Below are 19,876 nucleotides of genomic sequence, written 5' to 3'. Positions count from 1 at the left end.
AATGCCTTGTTCTAAAGCATCTGAAACTGATCTAAACCTGTTGTTCCTAAGGTTTTATTTTTAAACTTATCACAGATAATTCCTTTGATAACATTGGGGATTTCTCTGTGATCTTCAATGGATATACAGTTTTGACCTAACAATTCTCTCCATCCCCGGTCTGCTCTGAGTGCCTGATCAGAATGCAAAACACTGATATGGTATACTTCATATTTTTTCTTTGCTTCTTCCAATAATTCAATATGGGTATACGTTTGCTGTCCTTTGCCCATAATTTCCCTGATGGCTGAAGCAGGAAGTGTTTTCAAGCAAGGTTCATCGCCAATGGTAAACAGTAATCCTTTTTGTCCTCTTTTTTCAAAAGCATCTGTTCTGGTGTGGAATGCTGCAAAATACCATGCTAAAAGATAACTTTCACCGGCATTTCCGCCACCTCCGGATTCTATATAGGTTCTTGTCAGCCACATATCCAGTTCTTCATCGCCTGACTCAAACTGCCCAGCCTGAAGCGGATAGCCATCATATTCATGATCTCCAATTCCCAGGAATAATAAGGCTGGATCCGGAACTCCACCCTGAATAATTCCGCCCATTAGTTTTGGTAATCCCTCTCTGATCAGTTCATGGGGAATATGTCCCATACTTCCGGTAACATCTAACCCTAAAATAATCGGAACTGAGTGAGGGTGAACTTCTGAATCTCTGGATTCTCTGAAAGAAATTCCATGGGGATTCATTGATTCATGGGCCATTCTTTTGGCATTTTGGGTGAAAATTTCCCCTACGGATTTTGTTCCGTAACCTGCTTTGCTTGCTCTATCATAACGAGCGTCTAAATCGTATCTTGTACTTCCCATGATTATAATTTTTTTCCAAATAAATATTCAAATCTCTTCTGGGTTACTTCAAGCTGAATATTCAGATTTCTGATTGTTAATGATAATTCCATGTCTTTCTGAACGAATGCTTCGGGATTGAAATCCGCAAAAGTCAGACTGTTTCTGTCTAAAGGACTGATATCAATAAGCCCTTCTTGTTCGCGCTCAAGTCTTTTGATTTTTAATTCGATATCTTCAACTCTTCGTCTGTAGATGAATTCGGAATCTGCTCCAATGATCTTTGCACGGTCTTCTCTGATCTGATCATTATTTCTTTGTAATGATTCGATAAATCTTGGTTTAAACTCATCTTCCATGATCAAATATTTTTATTTGTGTTAATAATACACTAATTAAACTAGACATAGGAATGCCTTCCTTTTTTACGGATAATTTATACTTTTGAATACATTACATCTGTTCTCAATACATATTTTAATCCGCTGATCAATGTTTTTCCTTCATGTCTTAAAGGGTGATGAAAGATAAGGGCTGTTCCTTTTTTGGGAGCTACTGTAAATAGGTTTTCAAACTCTGTTTCTCCTCCTTCAAAATCATCATTCAGATAGATCATAAAGGTATAAAAGCTTTTCTCTTTCTCATTTCGGATATAGCTTCCGTCTCTGTGCATTTTGAATTGCTGTCCGGGAGCATATTTATAAACTCTGAGCATTTCATTAAAGTTAAAAAGCTGATATCCATCACATTCCTGAGGTAATAATTGGTTTGCTTTGTCAAAAAGATCTTGAGCCATTGCAGTATCAAAAATCATCAATCGATCATTATTTCTGATTCCTTTATTCATTTGTTGACGCCCAAATACATTGATCTTTGCTTCTTCAAAAACCTTTTCCTGTGAAAGGCTGATGTACTGATCACATTCGGTTTCAGTAAGAAAATCTTCTATCAGAAATATCTGTGGGTGTAATTCTATTTTTTCCATAATTCCTATTTTGTGTTGGTGTTGTGTGTGTTTTTACCTTCTTAATTGATCTCTTACTTCCATCAAAGCAAATCCTAAGAGGTTTTCTCCGTTCCATAATAAAGGATTCTCAGCTCTGTTATCTGTTTCCAGCATTCCGATGCCCCAGATTCTGTCATAGGGACTGGCTTCTACCAGAATTTTATCTCCTGTTGACAAAAGAAAATATTTAAATTTCTGATTCTGAGAGAATTTCAAAAGGTTTCCTTGGGTTACCAGTTCAAATTTATGCTCATCCCAACGTTTCGGATCAAAGTTTTTTACTTTTCTTCCCAGCGCTTTTGCCTGGTTAGGAGTATCTGCCTTTAAAATTTCCGCTTCGGTTTCAGGATCATTAAACAATCTGGCTTTTCCAGCCATCATATAATGTTCTGCAGTTTTATAAATGATTCCGTTTTCTTCAAATCTTCCCGGAAACCATTGACTGAAACATGATTTGGTAATAATATCTTTTGCTGAATGTCCCCAGAAAAAGAGAAATTTTATCCTTTCCTTTTTTTGAAAGCGTTCTGTAATATTTTGTATGGTGTATTTCATGATTGCGTTATTTTGACACAAATTTAAAATATTATCAGTCTTTGCACCAAATTTATTTGTGTTAATTTTACGCTAATAAACATAATTACTTGATTTACAGTGATAAAAATTTAATTTCGATAAACACGAATCACACAAATTTTAATCACGAATGACACAAATGTTGAATATGCTTAGGCTAAAGCGAAAGAATTTGAAGAATTTAAACAGGATGACAAAATGGAGATTATTCCTTCGTCAGAATGACAAAAGACAAACAGGATGACCTTTGCGACAGGCATTTTTTATTGAATTTACTTTGAGTGATCTTCTTTTTCTCACTCCTATCTATTAGTGAGCATTAGTGTGAATTCATTTGTGAACTTTGTGGTTAGAGATCCTATTTTATTTCAAAATAAAACCCCTGCTCTTCCAGCTCTTTATACTTTTCTTTATTGAAAGTAAAAAGTTTTCCGGGCCTGCCGCTGCCTTCTTTTTTGACGTTGTTGGTTTCGTTAAGCAGTCCGTAGCTCATGATTTTCTTACGGAAGTTTCTTCTGTCGATTTCCTGTCCGACAATAGTTTTATAGAGGTTTTCAAGATCTGAAAAAGGGAATTCTTCGTTGAGAAGATTGAAGCCGATTGGCTGGTATTGAATTTTTGTGCGAAGTCTTTTTAGAGCAATCTCAATGATTGTTTTATGATCAAAAGCAACTGAAGGAAGTTTATTGATACTGAACCATTGCGCGTCTTCGGCATCTGAGTCAGCAAACAGCTCATGATAAGAAGGGTTGACAAGCCCTAAATAAGCAACAGAAACCACTCTGTTTCTCGGATCACGACCCAGATTACCAAAAGTATACAATTGCTCCAAAAAATCGGGTTTTATGCCGGCTTCTTCATAGAGTTCTCTTTTTACCGCATCATCTACACTTTCATCATCAAGAACAAGCCCTCCCGGAAGAGCCCATCCACCTTTAAAAGGGTCAATATTTCTTTTAATCAGAAGAATCTGAAGATCTTTCTTATCAAAATATCCGAAAATAACGGCATCTACAGCCACTTTTATATCCTGTAATTTTTTAGGAGACTCCATACATTGATTTGCGTTACGAATACACAAAGCTACGATTTATGCCTGTATTAAAAAATAATTTCCGTTATAATAAAAGTTCTTATCTTTAAGTTATCTTTCTAACCATCTTAAAACTAAATTATTATGAAAAATTTATTAACAATTCTTTCTGCAGTTTTATTATTAATAGCTTGTGAGAAAGGAAAAACAACAGCTGCCACTGGCTCTGACAAAACAGATTCAGCATCTACCTCTGAATGGAAACCTGTAGATTCAGCAACCGCCATGAAAGACTGGATGGCATACTCAACTCCGGGAGAAATGCAAAAAATGCTTGCAAAATCTGATGGAACCTGGAACGGAGAAACTACCATGTGGATGGAAAACGGAGCAAAACCTATGATGAGTAAATCCGAGGCTACCAATAAAATGATGTTTGGCGGACGTTATCAGATTACTAATCACAAAGGTGACTTTATGGGAATGCCTTTTGAAGGGATGAGCATTGTAGGATATGACAATTCAAAAAAGAAGTTTGTCAGTACCTGGATAGACAATATGGGAACTGGAATCATGCATAGCGAAGGAGACTGGAATCCTTCTACAAAATCTGTTGAATTTAAAGGAAAAATGACCGATCCTTCAAGACCCGGAAAGGATTGTGATTTCAGAGAAGTATTCACCTTTGTGGATGATAACACTCAAAAACTTGAAATGTACGGCCCTGATTCTAAGACAGGAAAAGAGTACAAAACGATGGAAATAAAATATACCCGTAAAAAATAAATCAAAAAAACCGCTTCGTGTGAAGCGGTTTTCTATTTTTATAATGAATTAGTCATTCAGTTTTAATACAGCCATGAATGCCGATTGTGGTACTTCTACTCTACCAATCTGCTTCATTTTCTTCTTCCCTTCTTTCTGTTTCTCCAATAGTTTACGTTTTCTGGAGATATCTCCTCCGTAACATTTTGCAGTAACGTCTTTTCTTAAGGCTTTAATCGTTTCTCTGGCAATTACTTTCGTCCCTAATGCAGCCTGAACAGCAATATCAAACTGCTGTCTAGGAATCAGCTCACGAAGCTTTTCACACATTCTTTTACCAATATAATAAGCGTTAGAATCGTGAATCAAAGATGATAAGGCATCTACCATATCCCCATTGATCAGGATATCCATTTTTACCAGTTTGGAAGCTCTGAATCCGATTGGATGATAATCGAATGAAGCGTATCCTTTAGAGATAGATTTTAATCTGTCATAGAAGTCGAATACAACCTCAGCAAGCGGCATATTGAAAATTAACTCTACTCTTTCTGATGTCAGATAACTCTGGTTAACGATTTCTCCTCTTTTTTCGATACATAAAGTCATTACAGCTCCTACGAAATCAGATTTTGTAATGATAGAAGCCTTGATGAAAGGTTCTTCTACTCTATCCATCGTTGAAGGATCCATCATTTCAGACGGGTTGTTGATCAAAATCGGAACTTCAGGTTCTTTTTTAGTATATCCAAAATAAGAAACGTTCGGTACCGTTGTGATTACGTTCATATTGAACTCTCTGTCTAGACGTTCCTGAACGATTTCCATGTGTAGCATTCCCAGGAATCCGCAACGGAAACCAAATCCAAGTGCTGCAGAACTTTCCGGCTCGAAAACCAGAGAAGCATCATTCAGTCTTAATTTTTCAAGAGAGAATCTTAATTCTTCAAAATCTTCAGAATCAATTGGATAAATCCCGGCAAATACCATTGGTTTTACTTCCTCGAATCCATCAATTGGTCCGTCAGCTGGCTTTTCAAATGAAGTGATGGTATCTCCTACTTTTACTTCACGGGCATCTTTAATACCCGATACAAGATATCCTACGTCACCACAATGGATTGTTTTCTTTGGAACCTGCTTTAGTTTTAATGTACCTACTTCATCAGCTCCATATTCTTTTCCTGTAGCGAAGAACTTAATCTTTTCATTTTTAGTGATGCTTCCGTTCACTACTTTGAAATAAGCTTCAATACCTCTGAACGGATTGTATACAGAGTCAAAGATCAAAGCCTGAAGTGGTCCTTCAGGATCTCCTACCGGTGCAGGAATTCTTTCAACAATCTGTTCTAAAAGGTTATGAACACCTTCTCCTGTTTTACCGGAAACTCTCAATACATCTTCATATTCGCATCCGATAAGGTTCATGATCTCATCGGTTACTTCTTCAGGGTTGGCAGATGGAAGGTCAATTTTATTCAAAATCGGAATGATCGTTAAATCATTTTCCAATGCAAGATACAGGTTGCTAATGGTTTGAGCCTGAATACTCTGTGCAGCATCTACAATAAGAAGTGCACCTTCACAGGCAGCAATAGAACGGGAAACTTCATAAGAGAAGTCTACGTGTCCTGGGGTATCAATAAGGTTTAAAATATATTTTTCTCCTTTATACTCATAATCCATTTGGATCGCGTGTGACTTAATCGTAATCCCACGTTCTTTCTCCAAATCCATATCATCCAGCGTCTGAGACTGTAATTCTCTTTGGGTAACGGTATTCGTATACTCCAATAGACGGTCTGCCAGGGTACTTTTACCATGGTCGATATGAGCGATTATGCAAAAATTTCGTATGTTTTTCATTTAAGAATCTTGTAGTTTGCAAAGATAAGAAAATGCAGGAGAATTTTTCATTCTTAATTCTTTCTTTTAACTGAAACACAGATAACAATAAGAAAAGAGGAAAAATTTTCCCTCTTTTCAAATATTATTTTGTTTTGCCAAAGTCTTCCGGTAACAGGTAATTTCCAGTAAAAGGATCAAGATAAACTTTAGGTCCTACAGTATTCTTTCTTTTGCCTGATAAACTGACATCTATCACAGCTCCAATAACGCCACCAATCAAACCACCTGCAGCAGCACCAATTGTAACGCCGGTTGTAGCCGTTTCAGGAAATAATTCTGCTTTTGTTACCTCTATAAAAACTCCATGATCATCTTTGAAAATCTCAGTGTAACCTACAGGAATATTTTTGTACGCTATGCCCTTATAGACAAAAGCATAGAAATGTCTTATTGCTGTTTTTTCATCTCCTTTTAAGGCCTTTGTAACGATTCCCTTATCATTAGCCTGCAAAGTAAATCCAGGTTCAGGATTGTGAGTAAAAAAGCTGTAATAGTCTTTGTAAACCCCTTCTTTAAGTTCATTTGCTTTTAGAATACTCAGTTTTTCTTTTAATACAGAGACATAATCAGGAAAATCATTTTCTGAAATGCTAAGTTCCCAAGGGCTTGCTTTATAGGAGTCTTTAAAAAGATCAGTAAGAATTAAAGTCACTTTTCTTGCAAGGCTTTGTGCCAGATAAGGTGTTGTACGTGATGAGACGGTTGCGATAGTGTCTATTCTATCTATAAAATGATATCCGTCTTCTTTCTTAATAAATGTACTTGCCTTTAGTTCAAGCTTTCCGATAGAGTACTTTTCCTTCTTATCTTCTGAAATACTTAAATTTTCAAGCAAAAAAACCATATCATTATTTCCTCGTGTCGGATTGTACTTATAAAACCAATCCTGTATGTCTTTGCCTGCATTATTTTCGAAAACAACTTTCACTTCATCCTTATGATACATGACCATTCCGATTTCCTGAATGGCTCTTTGATCTATCACCGTAAAACTTTTGATAGAGTTTTTGCTGTCTTTAATAGATTTTGAAAGATCAATTGTTTCTATTTTCTGACCCCATAATACGATCGAAAACAATAAAAAGAAAAGTACTTTTTTCATAGATAAACTTTGGGGTAAAAATAATTTTTTTTGTTGTAAAATTAAACGGCTCTCACAGAAAAAATCTGGAAGAGCCGTCCAACATTAAAAAAATAAACTATTATGGGTTCTGTTTAGTTCCGGAAGCATTGTTATTATTTCCGTGAGGTTTTCTTTCATCCATTTTATCCTTCATCATCTTTTCGGATTGAAATAATTTCAGAACTTTTTGACAGGGAATTACCTGCTGCATTTTATCTGCATATTTTTTCCTGTTATCCAATAGCTTCTGCCCTACTTCAAAACTTTGCTGCAGTTTAGCTTTCGCTTCGTCATCTGATAAAGTTTCGGGATCAAAGTTGGAATTAAACTGACTTTTTATCTGCTTCTGGCTATCCAGATATTCGTTATACAATTGTGTAAATTCTGCTTTATCATCCGGATCAACATTCAGATTATCCATGATCATATTGTTCCTGAATTTCTTCAGGAGATCTTTTCTCTCTTCCGGAGAAAGATTATTGATGACTTCTTTTCTTTGTTTAGGATCCATCTTTTTCCAATCATAATCTGTTCTTTGGGCATTTAATCCAAAGCCATAAATAATCAAAAACGTCAATAATATCTTTTTCATTTTCTTTTAATTATAAATATCCAAATAAACGTCCTGAGTCGAATTACTTGCTAACTCTGCAATTTCAGAATTAGAAAACGAGTCCAGATATTCATTCATTCGTGTTTCTTCTTTTTTCTTTACAGTTTTCACCGGTTTAGGGCTCTCTGTTGTTTTTTTAGTTTCAATTAACCCTTTAGAAGCGTAAACATTGCTATTTTTTTGATTTTCAACTGTTTGATTATTATTTTCAACAGAAGTTAAATCAGATTTTAAAGTTTCATAAGCCAGCTCGCTTTCTGTTTTGGGCTCTCCGTTATTGGCAACATAGGTTGTTTTAGAGTTCAGGATTTGTTCTGTGGAATCTTTATCTGAATTAAAAACATAAGTTGCTCCAAAAATCAAAGCCAGCGATGCAGCTGCTGCATACATCCAATTCAGCTTAAAGACAGGTGCTTTTTTACTTGTCTTTATATCATTCATAACGCTCTCCTGAATATTTTCAAACATATTATCAGGAACTGTGTAAATGTTTTTACGCTCTAATTTTTCTATGTCGAACTCTTTCATCTTTGTTGGTCAAAAATTATTTTTCGTAATTTTCTTTAATATAATCTTCTATTTTCTGTTTGGCATAATGATAATTCGTTTTCAACGTCCCTACCGACATATCTACAATTTTTGATATTTCTTCGTAAGGTAAGTCATCATAATACCGCATCATAAATACCAGTTTCTGCTTTTCGGGCAGGCTCTGTATAGCGTTCTGCAGTAAAATCTGTATTTCTTCAGCATCACCTTCTGTATTATCTGCAACAAGATTCTGCATATGATACTCCGGATCCTCATCAGTTTTCTGCATTTTTTTCATTTTGTTGACCTGCTGTAACGCTTCGTTGGTAGCGATTCTGTACAACCAGGTATACAACTGGCTATCATTTTTGAACTGATGAAAATTCTGATATGCTTTAATAAAAGTTTCCTGCAGAGTATCCTGTGCAAGATCTCCGTCCACAATAATTCTTCTTATGTGCCAGTACAATCTGCTTTGATAGGCGTCCATCAAGGCACGAACCCCTTTATCCTGGGTCCGTGGATTCTGCATCAACGAAATAATTTCCGCGTCCTTAATCTTCATAAGATGCCTTCATTGTTTTGGATTACAAAAATAGCTGAAAGTTAAATTAAAAATTCAATTTTCAATGTAAATATTAAAAATAATATGAGACACTTACGCAATAAACGTGCCTATATTGAAGTACAGGATTTCTGAAGTCTCTTCCTTTCCCGGCTCAGCTTAAAATCTTATATTTGTTATATGCAAATTGTAATCATCGGTTCCGGGAATGTAGCTTATCATATGGCAAAAGCTTTCACTTTGAAAGGTATTCCTCTGGCTCAGGTTTTTGGGAGGAACGAAAAAGAATTAGGTAAAATTTCTGAAGAATTAAATATTCCTTATTCCACAGATCATCTGGAAGAAGCAGATCTTTATATTCTTTGTGTAAGTGATCATTCTGTAGAAGAAGTCTCGAAAATTATTACCAAAAAAGATTGTCTGGTTGCCCATACCTCTGGATCTCTGCCAAAAGAAGTTCTTGCTGGTGAGTATAGAAAATCCAGCTTCTACCCTTTACAGACGTTTTCAAAATCCAAAGAACTGGAATATGAAAAAATTCCTTTTTTTATAGAAGGGGAAAATGAAAAAGATCAAAAAATATTGTTTGATCTCGCTTCAAAGATTTCGGAAAGAGTAATGGAAAGCAATCATGAAAAAAGAAAATATATTCACCTGACAGCTGTTTTTGCCTGTAATTTTGTGAATCATCTTTTTTCAAGAGCTAAAGAAATTTCAGATTCCCAGGATATTCCGTTTGATTATTTCTTACCGCTCATCGATGAAACGGTTCAGAAAATTCATGAAATTGAGCCCAAAACGGCACAAACAGGTCCGGCAGTAAGAAATGATATAAGGATTTTACAGCTGCATGAACAATTATTAAAAGACGAAAGTCTTGAAATTTATAAAACAATGAATCATTCTATTCAGAAAATGTATGAGCTATAAAGAGAAATTAAAAGATATTAAAGCATTTGTATTTGATGTTGACGGAGTTTTCACAGACGGAAGTGTTTATCTTCTTCCGGGAGGAAATATGTGCAGGGTAATGAATGTTCTGGACGGATATGCGGTAGTAAAAGCTTTAAAAAACAATTATTTAATCGGTGTTATTACAGGAGGAAATGATGAAATGGTAAAACACAGGATCAATTATCTGGGTATTCAGGATTACTATCCGAAGTCTCACAATAAAATAGATGATTTCGAAGACTTTAAGAAAAAATATAATCTTAAAAATGAAGAAATTCTTACCATGGGTGATGATCTTCCGGATATTCATATCATGGAAAGTTCAGCCATTGCAGCATGTCCTGAAAATGCGGTTCCGGAAGTAAAAGGAATTTCCGATTATATTTCCCCTAAAAAAGGAGGAACGGGTGCAGTTCGTGATGTAATTGAACAGGTAATGAAAGTTCAGGGAAACTGGCACGACGATAATACTCAATCTGTATAAGTATCTGTATGAAATTACTTTTAGCATCACAATCCCCAAGGAGAAAAGAACTTCTTTCCAGCCTTGGTTTTGAATTTGAGGTCGTAAAAATAGACTGCGAAGAAATTATTCCGGAAAATATCAAAATAGAAGAAGCTGCAGCTTATCTTTCTGACTTAAAAGCATCGGCTTTCAGAAATCTGGAGACTGATGAAGTGCTCCTGACTGCTGATACCATAGTTGCCATCGATAATCAGATTCTGGGAAAACCTAAAGATGAAGAAAACGCTTTTACCATGCTTCAAAGTCTTTCGGGAAGAACACATCAGGTCTACACGGGAATTACCATCAAAACAGCCAATAAGTCTTTTACAGAAACAGATGTAGCGGATGTTACTCTGGACAAACTTTCAGATGAAGAAATAAACTATTATATTCAGAATTATAAGCCTTTTGATAAAGCCGGCAGTTATGGTGTTCAGGAATGGCTGGGAATGGCAAAGATCACAAGCCTTACAGGAAGCTATTATACTATTATGGGACTTCCTACCCATCTTGTTTATAAAATTCTGAAAGAATCTTCTCTTATTTAAAAGATTATTTGGTTCAAAACGCTCATTAAAGAAGAAATAAAATACTTCCTGAAGAAATATAAATATTATTCATTATAAAATTTTATTATTTTTACAAAATCATCAAACTGCTGATAATAAAAAGCAGATTAGCGAGTTATATTGAATAATGAAAAAGAATATATTATTCCTTTTAGTCATATGTCTTGTTGCTTCATGTGCTACCAAAACAAAAAAGCCGGAGCAGCGTTCAAGAGTATTGAAAGGATTTTCCACATATTATAACACATTATTTAATGCAAAAGATGCATTAAACAGTGAGTTTACCACCAGAGACAAAGGGCATAAGGACAACTTTTATGCTCCCTATATTCCTATTCTGACTTACGAAGAACAGCCTTTGGGAAGTGATCTTGGACAGACTGAGGCTTTTGCCGAAAATTCTATGAAGATGGCTGAAGTAGCCAACAAACCTTCAGGAAGAGGTAATTCAGGAGTTCCGAATATCCCTGGAGGACCTCCGGGAGGCGGCCCTTCAAGACCTGACGGAGAACAGGCTAAAGGAGCTACTACGCTGGAAATTGCAGAAGCAAAAGCTTTAAAAGCAATCAATAAATATTCTGTAACCAGAAATGGTGAAGAGAAAAATAAACAGATTTTTGATGCCTACATGATCCTTGCTCAGGCAAGAATTTATCGGGGTAAATCTCTTGAGGCACTTGATGCTCTGAATTATGTTTTCACCCGTATGAAAGATGATAAAAGGATTGCACTCGCAAGAATTTATCAGGGTCTTGCTTATGATAAAATCAAAGATTATCACAGGGCCCATGAAACTTTTGCCAAACTGAAAAGTGAAGATATCAGTAAAAGCTATGCAAAATTACTCAGCATTTATTATTCTGAATCTTTGCTTGATGCCGGTAAGAAAGAAGAGGCAGCCAAAGAACTTGATAATGCTTTTGAACTGAATAGCAACAGAAAACTGAAGAGTAGAATCGCTTATCTGAGAGGTCAGGTTCTGGAAAATCTGAACCAGAATGATAAAGCAAGAGAAAGCTATGCTGCAGCGTATAAATATGCCAGTGATTTCGAATTTGAAGTAAAATCTCAGGTTGCCATTGCAAAAACTTTTAACGGTAAAGGTGACTATGCCGGAGCAAAAAATTACCTGGAAGGAATCAGTAAAAAAGGAATGTATGGCTCAAGAAAAAATGAATTTTACTATGCTTTGGGGTTAATGGCCAATAAAGCTGGTAAAAAGGATGAAGCTCAGCAATTCTTCAGAAAATCTCTTTTTGAAAAGGTTTCTGATCCTCAGATCCGCGGATTGGCTTATTATGAAATAGGAAAAAGCTACCTTGACAAAAATGATTATATCGGAGCCGGAAGTTATTATGATTCTGCGCTTGCTGTCATGACTTATGAACCTTCAAAAATTCTGTTAAAGGATCAATCTGAGTATATTAAAAAGATTTCCAAAAACTACTATCTTATTAAAAAGAATGACAGTATTCTTTCTCTGGCAAAGATGAATGATGGCCAAAAAACAGATTATTTCACAAAATATATTGCCAAACTAAAGATCAAAGAAGAGAAAGAAGAACAGGAAAGAAGACGTGCAGAAAGAAGTAAAGGTTTTGATACCGGAGATTATAGTGCCAATTCTATTTTTGCCAATAGCGGCAATTCTTTTGAGGATTTTGGAATAACTACAAAAGGTTTTTATTTCAGCAATTCAGGAACGGTAAGCAAAGGTACCTCTTCATTTAAGCAAATCTGGGGAGACCGTGCTCTTGCTGATAACTGGCGTTCTTCCAAAAAAATGGCCTCTATTGAAGATATGAAAAACGAAGCGTTAGGAGTAACCTCTGCGCCTAATCCAAGACGTTTTGAGCCTGCGTATTATATTGAACAGATTCCTACAGATCAGGGAAAATTATCTCAGTTAAAAAAGGACAGAGATACTGCTTCATTAGGTCTGGGAATTATGTATCAGAATTATTTTACCAATACTCCACTGGCTACGAAAACGCTTTATGATCTTGTAGATGTAAAACCGGAAGAAAAAGTAATGCTACAGGCACTGTATGAGATTTTTGCCATGAATTATGAGAAAAATCCACAGGCTTCTGAAAGAGCGAAACAAATTCTCTTGGCTGATTACCCTTATACTTCTTACGCAGAATTTGCCAGAAATCCTAAGAACAAGTCATTTGTAAAATCAACCGAAGAAGTTGAAAACGAATACAAAAAGGCTTATGCACTATTTGAATCCGAAAAGTTTGCAGAAAGTAAAGATATTATAGATCAGACGATTCAGAAGTTTCCGAAAGATGCTCTTGTTCCTAAGCTGTATTTATTAAATGCTTTCAATGCAGGAAAATCAAGTGGAAAGGAAGTTATGATTCTGCAGCTGGAACAGATTGCCCTGAATTATTCCAAAACACCTGAAGGGATAAGAGCTAAAGAAATGCTGAATTATCTGAGAAGTGACCTTAGCTTCCAGGCAACGGACAATAAAGGAAATAATATTCCTCAGCAACCATCAGGAGCACCTGCACAACCTAACACCCAAAATACGGGACTGCCACAAATGAACAGCGGAAAAGTACAGAAGCTGGATAATATGAGTACTGTTCAGGAACAGGTAAATCCGGGTCAGCAGCAAAATCCTAAAAAACCCAATGAGACAAAATCAGGATCGAAGATCCCGCCAAGACCTCAATAAAATAAAAAAGCGAAGATTTATTCTTCGCTTTTCTTTTTCTTTACTCCATGGAAATCTTTGAGATAAAAAGGCTCAAAATAAGCCATATCTTCAAATTCTTTGTTTCGTATTTTCTCCAGAGTCTTTCTGATGAGATATTGTGCAGAAGGATAAACATCTTCTTTAAAAACAGCATCAGGGAGATTCAGAATCTCTTTTGCTTTTTTAGCACCATCCCCTACAAACAGAACTTTTTTATCTTTAAATTCTTCAAAAGAAGTTTCATCTAAAATCTTAGCTTCGGTCTTTGATAACTCCTCCCCTGTTTTACCGTCGTAAACGGCCGTATACACTTCCATTCTCCTTGCATCCACCAATGGCGCTATAAAGTCATAGTTATCGCCTAAAAAAGGCTCTATGATGCTTTCAAGAGAGTTTACTGCTACCAGAGGAACTTTCAGTCCATAACAGAATCCTTTTGCTGAGGCTGCTCCGATTCTTAAGCCGGTATAAGATCCGGGACCTTTTCCTAAAGAAACGGCTTCAATATCTTTAAGCGAAATACCCGCTCCTTCCAATGCCCATTCTACATAGGTGTGAAGACTTTCGGATTGTTTATAGTTTTCAGAAACTTCTTCACAAAGGCATAATAGCTTCTCATTGTCTGATATGGCTACTGAACAGTTCTTGGATGATGTTTCCAGATATAGAATTTTCATTTTTTTGTTTTAAGCTAAACAGCAATATTGCAAAAGCAAAATCGCATTTAATATTCTGCAAATTTACTCCATTATTTTGGACTATTTTCTATAAATCGTTCTTGGTTCAGCCTGAGCGCTTGGATAGATGGTCATATCTGAAATGGTAACGTGTTTCGGTGCATTCACACAGTAAGCAATAGCATCAGCAATATCTTCTGCCTTCAAAGGTTCATAACCTGCATACACAGTTGAAGCCTTCTCACTGTCACCTTTGAATCTTATCAAAGAGAAATCTGTTTCTACAGCACCCGGCTGGATGTTGGTTACTTTGATTCCAAATTCGGTAAGCTCCAATCTCATTCCTTCCGAAATAACGTCTACTGCTTTCTTCGTTGCACAGTACACTACTCCATTCGCATAGGTTTGTCTTGCTGCAACAGAACTGATATTTACAATATGACCTAAATTTTTAGTTTTCATAATTGGAATGATCATTTTGGAAACATAGAGTAATCCCTTTACATTTCCGTCAATCATAGAATCCCAGTCATTGGTCTTACCCGCAGAAAGAGGATCTAACCCATGAGCATTCCCTGCGTTATTAATCAGAACATCAATCTCTTTCCAGTTTTCAGGAAGGGAATTAATGGCTGCTTCCACTTCTTCAAGATTTCTTACATCAAATATCAAACTAAACATTTCGGTAAATTGAGAAAGCTCTGTTTTTACAGATTCCAGCACCTCATTTCTCCTTCCACAAATAATAATTCTGTTTCCTTGTTTTGCAAGAAGCTCTGCAGTGGCTTTACCTATGCCAGAAGTGGCTCCGGTGATCAATATTGTCTTCATAAAATTGGTTGTTAAATGTCTGAATGCACTCCTCTATCAGTGTCATGATTCCGTTACATTCAAACATTGTTGTATTGATTTATTAATTTGCATCAAAGGCCTGAAAAGCATCTTTGATATGGTCAATGATTAAGTTTTTATTATCATCAGGAAGAACGGAAATAATATCAAATCTGACTTCCTGATCTTTATTAAATTCCTCCATATAATGATCGGCTGCAGAGACAATAGATTTTATCTTTGTTTTTGTTACAGCCTCCTGAGGAAGCATAAAAGCATCGGTAGATCTTGCTTTCACTTCCACGATAATAATCAGGTTATCTTTTTCAGCAATGATATCAATTTCGTTTTGTTTAAAACGAAAGTTTCTGGCCTTAATTTTATAGCCATTTTTCCGAAGATAATCAGCAGCAAGATTCTCTGCTATTTTTCCAAAATCATTATGATGAGCCATAGTGTATAGTTAAGAGTTTGGAGATAGGAGAGTAGTACTACTTTAAAAATCTATTTTTACTTCAGCATCCACTTTCATTTTCACGTTTGCACCGATTAAAAGTGGTCTGTTGTCTTTGATATGTCCATTCGGGAAGGCAAATACTACCGGGAAGTTATACTTTGAAATTCTGTCAGAAATAAGCTTATAAACGAACTCATCAAAGCTTTCTTCATAACTTTCATTCTCCTTTTCATCTCCCATATTGGTCATTCCACCAACAATCAATCCTTTGATTTTATGGAATACACCAGCCAGCTCCAGACTCATGATCATACGGTCCAGTGCATAGAAGTTTTCTCCGATATCTTCGATAAACAGAATCTTGTCTTTAAAGTCAAAAGAATATTTGGTTCCCAGAAGGGCATAGATAAGGGCTAAATTTCCTCCAACCAATTCTCCCTGAATATTCCCTTTTTTGTTCAAAGGGTGAGATTTAAGGCTGTATTTAGGCTTTTTGCCTTTAAGGATATCAAAGATCAGATCATAGCTTTCATCTGTCACTCCAAAACTGGATGTTTTAACGGTTTGTCCATGAATGGAAACAAAACCTTTCTTAAGCAGATAACTTTGTATTACTGTATTGTCTGAATATCCGATATACCATTTCGGATGTTCTGTAAAGTTTTTCAACTTCAGGTGTTGAAGCAGATGCTGGCATCCATAACCACCTCTGGAAGCCCATACAGCTCTTATTTCCGTATCATTTAAGGCCCAGTTGATATCTTTTGTTCTTTCCTTTTCTGTTCCGGCATAATTATATCCGTTTGAAAATTTAGTGTAGAGATGTTCTCCGAGAACGGGTTCAAAACCTCTGCTTTTAATCATTTCTATTCCCTTTTCCAGTTGAGTAGCATCTACAGCTCCTGCAGGGGAAATAACAGCTATTTTGTCTCCTTTTTTAAGAGACTTTGGAAAGATCATTTTTTTCATTTTGTTTTTTGATATTTTACTTCTTTCTTTTCTGCTTCCTCCAGTTGTTTTTCAAATTGGTTGAACTTTTTGAAACTCTGCAGGAAAATAAAGAAACTGAAGATAATAAGAATACAGCCAACAACTCTTCTGATTTGGTTGGCTAGTTTTTGTGTTAATTTATCATGAAATTGCTTGGCGAGAAATATCTTGGCAAGATCTATAGACAGGTAAGTGGCCAGTACTATGCTGATGTATAAAATAAAACTGCTGGTGTCCGGATATTGATTCCTTACGGAAATTACCGTTACCAGCCAGAAAAGGATGACTCCAACATTCAAAAGATTAAAGAAAAAACCATTGAAAAAGGTCTTAATATAATTTTGGCCAATGATCTTTTCTTCTCCGGGCATGTGCATTTTGGTTTTGGTCACCAGCATCACAATTCCATAGATGAAAATAAGAATAGAGGTGATCCTGTAGAAACCCGGATGTTTATCAATTAAAGAAACAATATCTGTACTGGCATAATACGCCGCTACAATGCATAATAAATCTGCAGTAATCACACCAAGATCCAGTGATAAGGCATGTCTGGGGCCTCTGGAAAAGCTGGTTTCAATTAACAGGAAAAAAATAGGTCCTATGAAAACCAGGCTCAGCATAAATCCTAATATGATGGCAGATAGTACAAGTTCTAGCATTAAGTGGTGTTTTAAAATGAATAAAAATTCATTTCGTTTAATACAAAGTTAGACTTTATGATTTAATTATTCAATAAAGTTGTGATATATCAAGTAGATTTTAATCAGACTTTAATGTAAAAATTTTAAGAAATAGGAGAGGAGCGTTAATTTCATACTTTTTAATGCTAAAAACAAAAGACCGATGGTTTTTGTAATCCATCAGTCCTTATAATTTTATTTACAGTCTTATTAAAGACCTACTTATTCTACTTCACAATCTGGAAGTCAAGCTGCTTCTGAATCAGATTGGCTTTTACCACTTTAATCTGAACTTCGTCTCCCAACTGGTATTTATTTCCGTGTCTTATTCCATATACGGCATGGGTTTTTGCATCATACATATAGGAATCATCCACAAGATCTCTAAGCTTGATAAGTCCTTCAGCTCCATTTTCAGGGATTTCAACCCAGAAACCAAATTCTGCCACTCCGGAAATCACTCCTTTGAATGTTTCTCCCAAATGTTTTTCCATAAATTTCACCTGCATAAACTTGATAGAGTCTCTTTCTGCATCTGCTGCCAGTCTCTCCATAGCACTGCAATGTTTTGCTTTTTCTTCAAGATCACCTCTGTTCGGAGATTTTCCTCCATCCAGATAATGCTGAAGAAGACGGTGTGCCAACAAATCCGGGTAACGACGGATAGGAGAGGTGAAGTGGCTGTAATATTCAAACCCCAGACCGTAGTGGCCAATAGGTTCTGTAGAATATACCGCTTTACTCATACTTCTCATGGCAAGCGTTTCAATCATATTTTCTTCCCCTTTTCCTTTTACATCATGAAGAAGTTTATTCAGAGATGCGGCAACCTTTTTAGTATTGGCCAGATCCATTTTATATCCGAAAGTAGCAACGAAGTCTCTCAACGATTCCAATTTTGCAGGATCCGGATCGTCGTGAACCCTATAAATAAATGTATTATTGGTGATCTCACCTTTTCTTGAAAGAGATACAAATTCTGATACTTTTTTATTGGCTAAAAGCATGAATTCCTCGATCAGGTGATTGGAGTCTTTACTGATTTTAAAGTACACACCAATCGGCTCATTATTTTCATCAAGATTGAATCTTACTTCACTTCTGTCAAAAGTAATCGCTCCTTTTCTGATACGTTCATGACGCATTATTTTCGCTAGTTTATCAAGCGTATTGATTTCTTCCGCCAGATCTCCCTGTCCGGTTTCAATACGTTCCTGTGCTTCCTCATAAGTAAATCTTCTGTCTGAATGAATAACCGTTCTTCCAAACCACTGTTTCTGAATTTCAGCATTGTCATTCAGTTCAAAAACAGCTGAGAAGGTATACTTATCTTCGTGTGGACGAAGTGAACAAACATCATTACTCAAAACTTCTGGTAGCATCGGCACAACCCTGTCAACAAGATATACCGAAGTAGCTCTCTGGTAGGCTTCATCATCCAGAATTGTTCCCGGCACTACATAATGAGATACGTCAGCAATATGAACTCCGATTTCCCAGTTTCCGTTTTCCAGTTTTCTTATGGACAAAGCATCATCAAAGTCCTTCGCATCCTTAGGGTCAATGGTAAATGTACAGATATTACGCATATCCCATCGCTTTGTAACCTCTTCATCCGTAATACTTCTGTCTATTTTATCTGCATCAGCTTCAACTTCCGATGGAAATTCATATGGAAGACCATATTCTGCAAGAATAGAGTGGATTTCCGTTTCATGTTCTCCCGGAGCACCCAGCACCTGAATGATTTCACCTTCCGGATTTTTATCACCAGGTCTCCATTCTGTCATTTTTACAATGACCTTATCACCATCTTCAGCGTTGTTGAACTTTCCTTTTGGAATGAAGATATCTGTATTAATTGATTTTTTATCGCAAACCACAAACCCAAATTCCTTGTGAGCAACCTTCTGAAACGTCCCTACAAATTCTGTTCTGGTACGTTCCAAAACTTCCAAAACAGAGCCTTCCAGTTTCTTTCCTTTATAATGATAAGTTATAATAAGAACCTTATCTCCCTGCAATGCATCCTTCACATTTTTGGCGTGAACGAAGACATCATCTTCCAAACCTTCCACACTTACGTAAGCATTTCCACTTTGGTTAAAGTCAATAGTTCCGGTAAGCGTTCCTGCGATTTTCAGGTTCACTATATATTTTCCTTTTTCTACTTCTTTGATCTTTTCAGATCCCTGAAGTTTGTGCAGTGCCTGGATTACAAGTTCTCTTTGTCTTGGATTTTTGTAATCTATTCCGTCAGCGATCTGCTTATAATTATAAATTTTGGATGAATTTGCATTCATAAAACGGAGGATCATTCTTCCGATTTCCATCATTTTTAAATCATTTTTATGACTTATATATTTTCTTTTTTTTGGCATTTTAATTTTCTTTTAATTGTTTTGGTCTTTCCCAACTAAGACCTTTTTCTAAATCTTCCTTATTCGTTCCTTTGTATAAGGTTATTCAATTTCATCATTAGAATCTTTCCGTAAATCATCAGAAATTATCTTTCATTTTGCTTACAACGAGAGCTTTAGT

Annotated in this window: 21 protein-coding genes; 5 read left to right on the top strand and 16 right to left on the bottom strand. The window is 36.0% G+C overall.

Annotation, left to right across the window (positions count from 1 at the left end):
* Window positions 1–11: 11 nt before the first annotated feature.
* From REB14_RS23370 to REB14_RS23350, 5 genes are all read right to left on the bottom strand, one after another.
* Entirely contained in the window at window positions 12–857 is an 846-nt protein-coding gene (locus REB14_RS23370) for a hypothetical protein (RefSeq protein ID WP_309523421.1), read from the bottom strand.
* Between the two features lie 2 nt (window positions 858–859).
* Window positions 860–1,195: a hypothetical protein gene (locus REB14_RS23365; protein ID WP_309523420.1), complete on the bottom strand. Its 336-nt coding sequence runs from the start codon at window positions 1,193–1,195 to the stop codon at window positions 860–862.
* 77 nt (window positions 1,196–1,272) lie between these two features.
* On the bottom strand, window positions 1,273–1,821 hold the full coding sequence (locus REB14_RS23360; protein ID WP_309523419.1) for a 2OG-Fe(II) oxygenase: 549 nt from the start codon (window positions 1,819–1,821) through the stop codon (window positions 1,273–1,275).
* A gap of 33 nt (window positions 1,822–1,854) precedes the next feature.
* The gene (locus REB14_RS23355) at window positions 1,855–2,397 is read right to left on the bottom strand and encodes an NADAR family protein (RefSeq protein ID WP_309523418.1); all 543 of its coding nucleotides are present in this window, start codon (window positions 2,395–2,397) and stop codon (window positions 1,855–1,857) included.
* Window positions 2,398–2,776: 379 nt separating this feature from the next.
* Window positions 2,777–3,472 (bottom strand): NUDIX hydrolase, encoded by a 696-nt coding sequence (locus REB14_RS23350; RefSeq protein WP_309523417.1) that lies wholly within the window; start codon window positions 3,470–3,472, stop codon window positions 2,777–2,779.
* Window positions 3,473–3,595: 123 nt separating this feature from the next.
* Here REB14_RS23350 and REB14_RS23345 point away from each other — a divergent pair, with 123 nt between their 5' ends.
* Complete coding sequence (locus REB14_RS23345) at window positions 3,596–4,237, top strand: DUF1579 domain-containing protein (protein ID WP_079243674.1); 642 nt, start codon at window positions 3,596–3,598, stop codon at window positions 4,235–4,237.
* 48 nt (window positions 4,238–4,285) lie between these two features.
* On the opposite strand, the gene lepA is transcribed toward REB14_RS23345, so the two are convergent.
* The 5 genes from lepA to REB14_RS23320 all read right to left on the bottom strand — a co-directional run bounded on the left by lepA (window position 4,286) and on the right by REB14_RS23320 (window position 8,956).
* Window positions 4,286–6,082, bottom strand: coding sequence for a translation elongation factor 4 (lepA, locus tag REB14_RS23340; protein WP_079243675.1), 1,797 nt, complete (start codon window positions 6,080–6,082; stop codon window positions 4,286–4,288).
* A gap of 124 nt (window positions 6,083–6,206) precedes the next feature.
* On the bottom strand, window positions 6,207–7,226 hold the full coding sequence (locus REB14_RS23335; RefSeq protein ID WP_309523416.1) for a hypothetical protein: 1,020 nt from the start codon (window positions 7,224–7,226) through the stop codon (window positions 6,207–6,209).
* Window positions 7,227–7,326: 100 nt separating this feature from the next.
* Window positions 7,327–7,839: a hypothetical protein gene (locus tag REB14_RS23330; RefSeq protein ID WP_034694012.1), complete on the bottom strand. Its 513-nt coding sequence runs from the start codon at window positions 7,837–7,839 to the stop codon at window positions 7,327–7,329.
* Between the two features lie 6 nt (window positions 7,840–7,845).
* The gene (locus REB14_RS23325; protein ID WP_309523415.1) at window positions 7,846–8,328 is read right to left on the bottom strand and encodes a hypothetical protein; all 483 of its coding nucleotides are present in this window, start codon (window positions 8,326–8,328) and stop codon (window positions 7,846–7,848) included.
* A gap of 76 nt (window positions 8,329–8,404) precedes the next feature.
* A complete protein-coding gene (locus REB14_RS23320; protein WP_034694015.1) occupies window positions 8,405–8,956 on the bottom strand; it encodes an RNA polymerase sigma factor in 552 nt (183 codons plus the stop codon).
* A gap of 180 nt (window positions 8,957–9,136) precedes the next feature.
* Here REB14_RS23320 and REB14_RS23315 point away from each other — a divergent pair, with 180 nt between their 5' ends.
* The 4 genes from REB14_RS23315 to porW all read left to right on the top strand — a co-directional run bounded on the left by REB14_RS23315 (window position 9,137) and on the right by porW (window position 13,676).
* Window positions 9,137–9,886, top strand: coding sequence for a Rossmann-like and DUF2520 domain-containing protein (locus REB14_RS23315; protein WP_309523414.1), 750 nt, complete (start codon window positions 9,137–9,139; stop codon window positions 9,884–9,886).
* On the top strand, window positions 9,876–10,394 hold the full coding sequence (locus REB14_RS23310) for a KdsC family phosphatase (RefSeq protein WP_034694018.1): 519 nt from the start codon (window positions 9,876–9,878) through the stop codon (window positions 10,392–10,394). The genes REB14_RS23315 and REB14_RS23310 overlap by 11 nt, the downstream gene beginning before the upstream one ends.
* Window positions 10,395–10,402: 8 nt before the next feature.
* Window positions 10,403–10,966: a Maf family protein gene (locus tag REB14_RS23305; RefSeq protein WP_079243679.1), complete on the top strand. Its 564-nt coding sequence runs from the start codon at window positions 10,403–10,405 to the stop codon at window positions 10,964–10,966.
* A gap of 148 nt (window positions 10,967–11,114) precedes the next feature.
* Complete coding sequence (porW, locus tag REB14_RS23300) at window positions 11,115–13,676, top strand: type IX secretion system periplasmic lipoprotein PorW/SprE (RefSeq protein WP_309523413.1); 2,562 nt, start codon at window positions 11,115–11,117, stop codon at window positions 13,674–13,676.
* A 17-nt stretch (window positions 13,677–13,693) separates the two neighbouring features.
* Here porW and tsaB read toward each other — a convergent pair whose 3' ends face one another.
* From tsaB to rnr, 6 genes are all read right to left on the bottom strand, one after another.
* Window positions 13,694–14,374 carry a tRNA (adenosine(37)-N6)-threonylcarbamoyltransferase complex dimerization subunit type 1 TsaB gene (tsaB, locus tag REB14_RS23295; protein ID WP_079243681.1) on the bottom strand — a complete coding sequence of 227 codons (681 nt, stop codon included), beginning with the start codon at window positions 14,372–14,374 and terminating at the stop codon, window positions 13,694–13,696.
* An 81-nt stretch (window positions 14,375–14,455) separates the two neighbouring features.
* Entirely contained in the window at window positions 14,456–15,205 is a 750-nt protein-coding gene (locus REB14_RS23290; protein WP_309523412.1) for an SDR family NAD(P)-dependent oxidoreductase, read from the bottom strand.
* Between the two features lie 82 nt (window positions 15,206–15,287).
* Window positions 15,288–15,659, bottom strand: a complete 372-nt coding sequence (locus REB14_RS23285) for a YraN family protein (RefSeq protein WP_309523411.1) — start codon at window positions 15,657–15,659, stop codon at window positions 15,288–15,290.
* A 42-nt stretch (window positions 15,660–15,701) separates the two neighbouring features.
* Complete coding sequence (locus REB14_RS23280; RefSeq protein ID WP_309523410.1) at window positions 15,702–16,631, bottom strand: S66 peptidase family protein; 930 nt, start codon at window positions 16,629–16,631, stop codon at window positions 15,702–15,704.
* Window positions 16,628–17,314: a LysE family translocator gene (locus tag REB14_RS23275; protein ID WP_034694031.1), complete on the bottom strand. Its 687-nt coding sequence runs from the start codon at window positions 17,312–17,314 to the stop codon at window positions 16,628–16,630. The genes REB14_RS23280 and REB14_RS23275 overlap by 4 nt, the downstream gene beginning before the upstream one ends.
* Before the next feature lie 248 nt (window positions 17,315–17,562).
* The gene (gene rnr, locus REB14_RS23270) at window positions 17,563–19,716 is read right to left on the bottom strand and encodes a ribonuclease R (protein WP_309523409.1); all 2,154 of its coding nucleotides are present in this window, start codon (window positions 19,714–19,716) and stop codon (window positions 17,563–17,565) included.
* Between the last annotated feature and the right edge of the window lie 160 nt (window positions 19,717–19,876).

This window comes from Chryseobacterium metallicongregator, from assembly GCF_031324065.1.
Lineage (GTDB): Bacteria > Bacteroidota > Bacteroidia > Flavobacteriales > Weeksellaceae > Chryseobacterium > Chryseobacterium metallicongregator.
The sequence above is the reverse complement of the archived record's forward strand: the minus strand, read 5'-3'. Positions and strand labels throughout refer to the sequence as shown.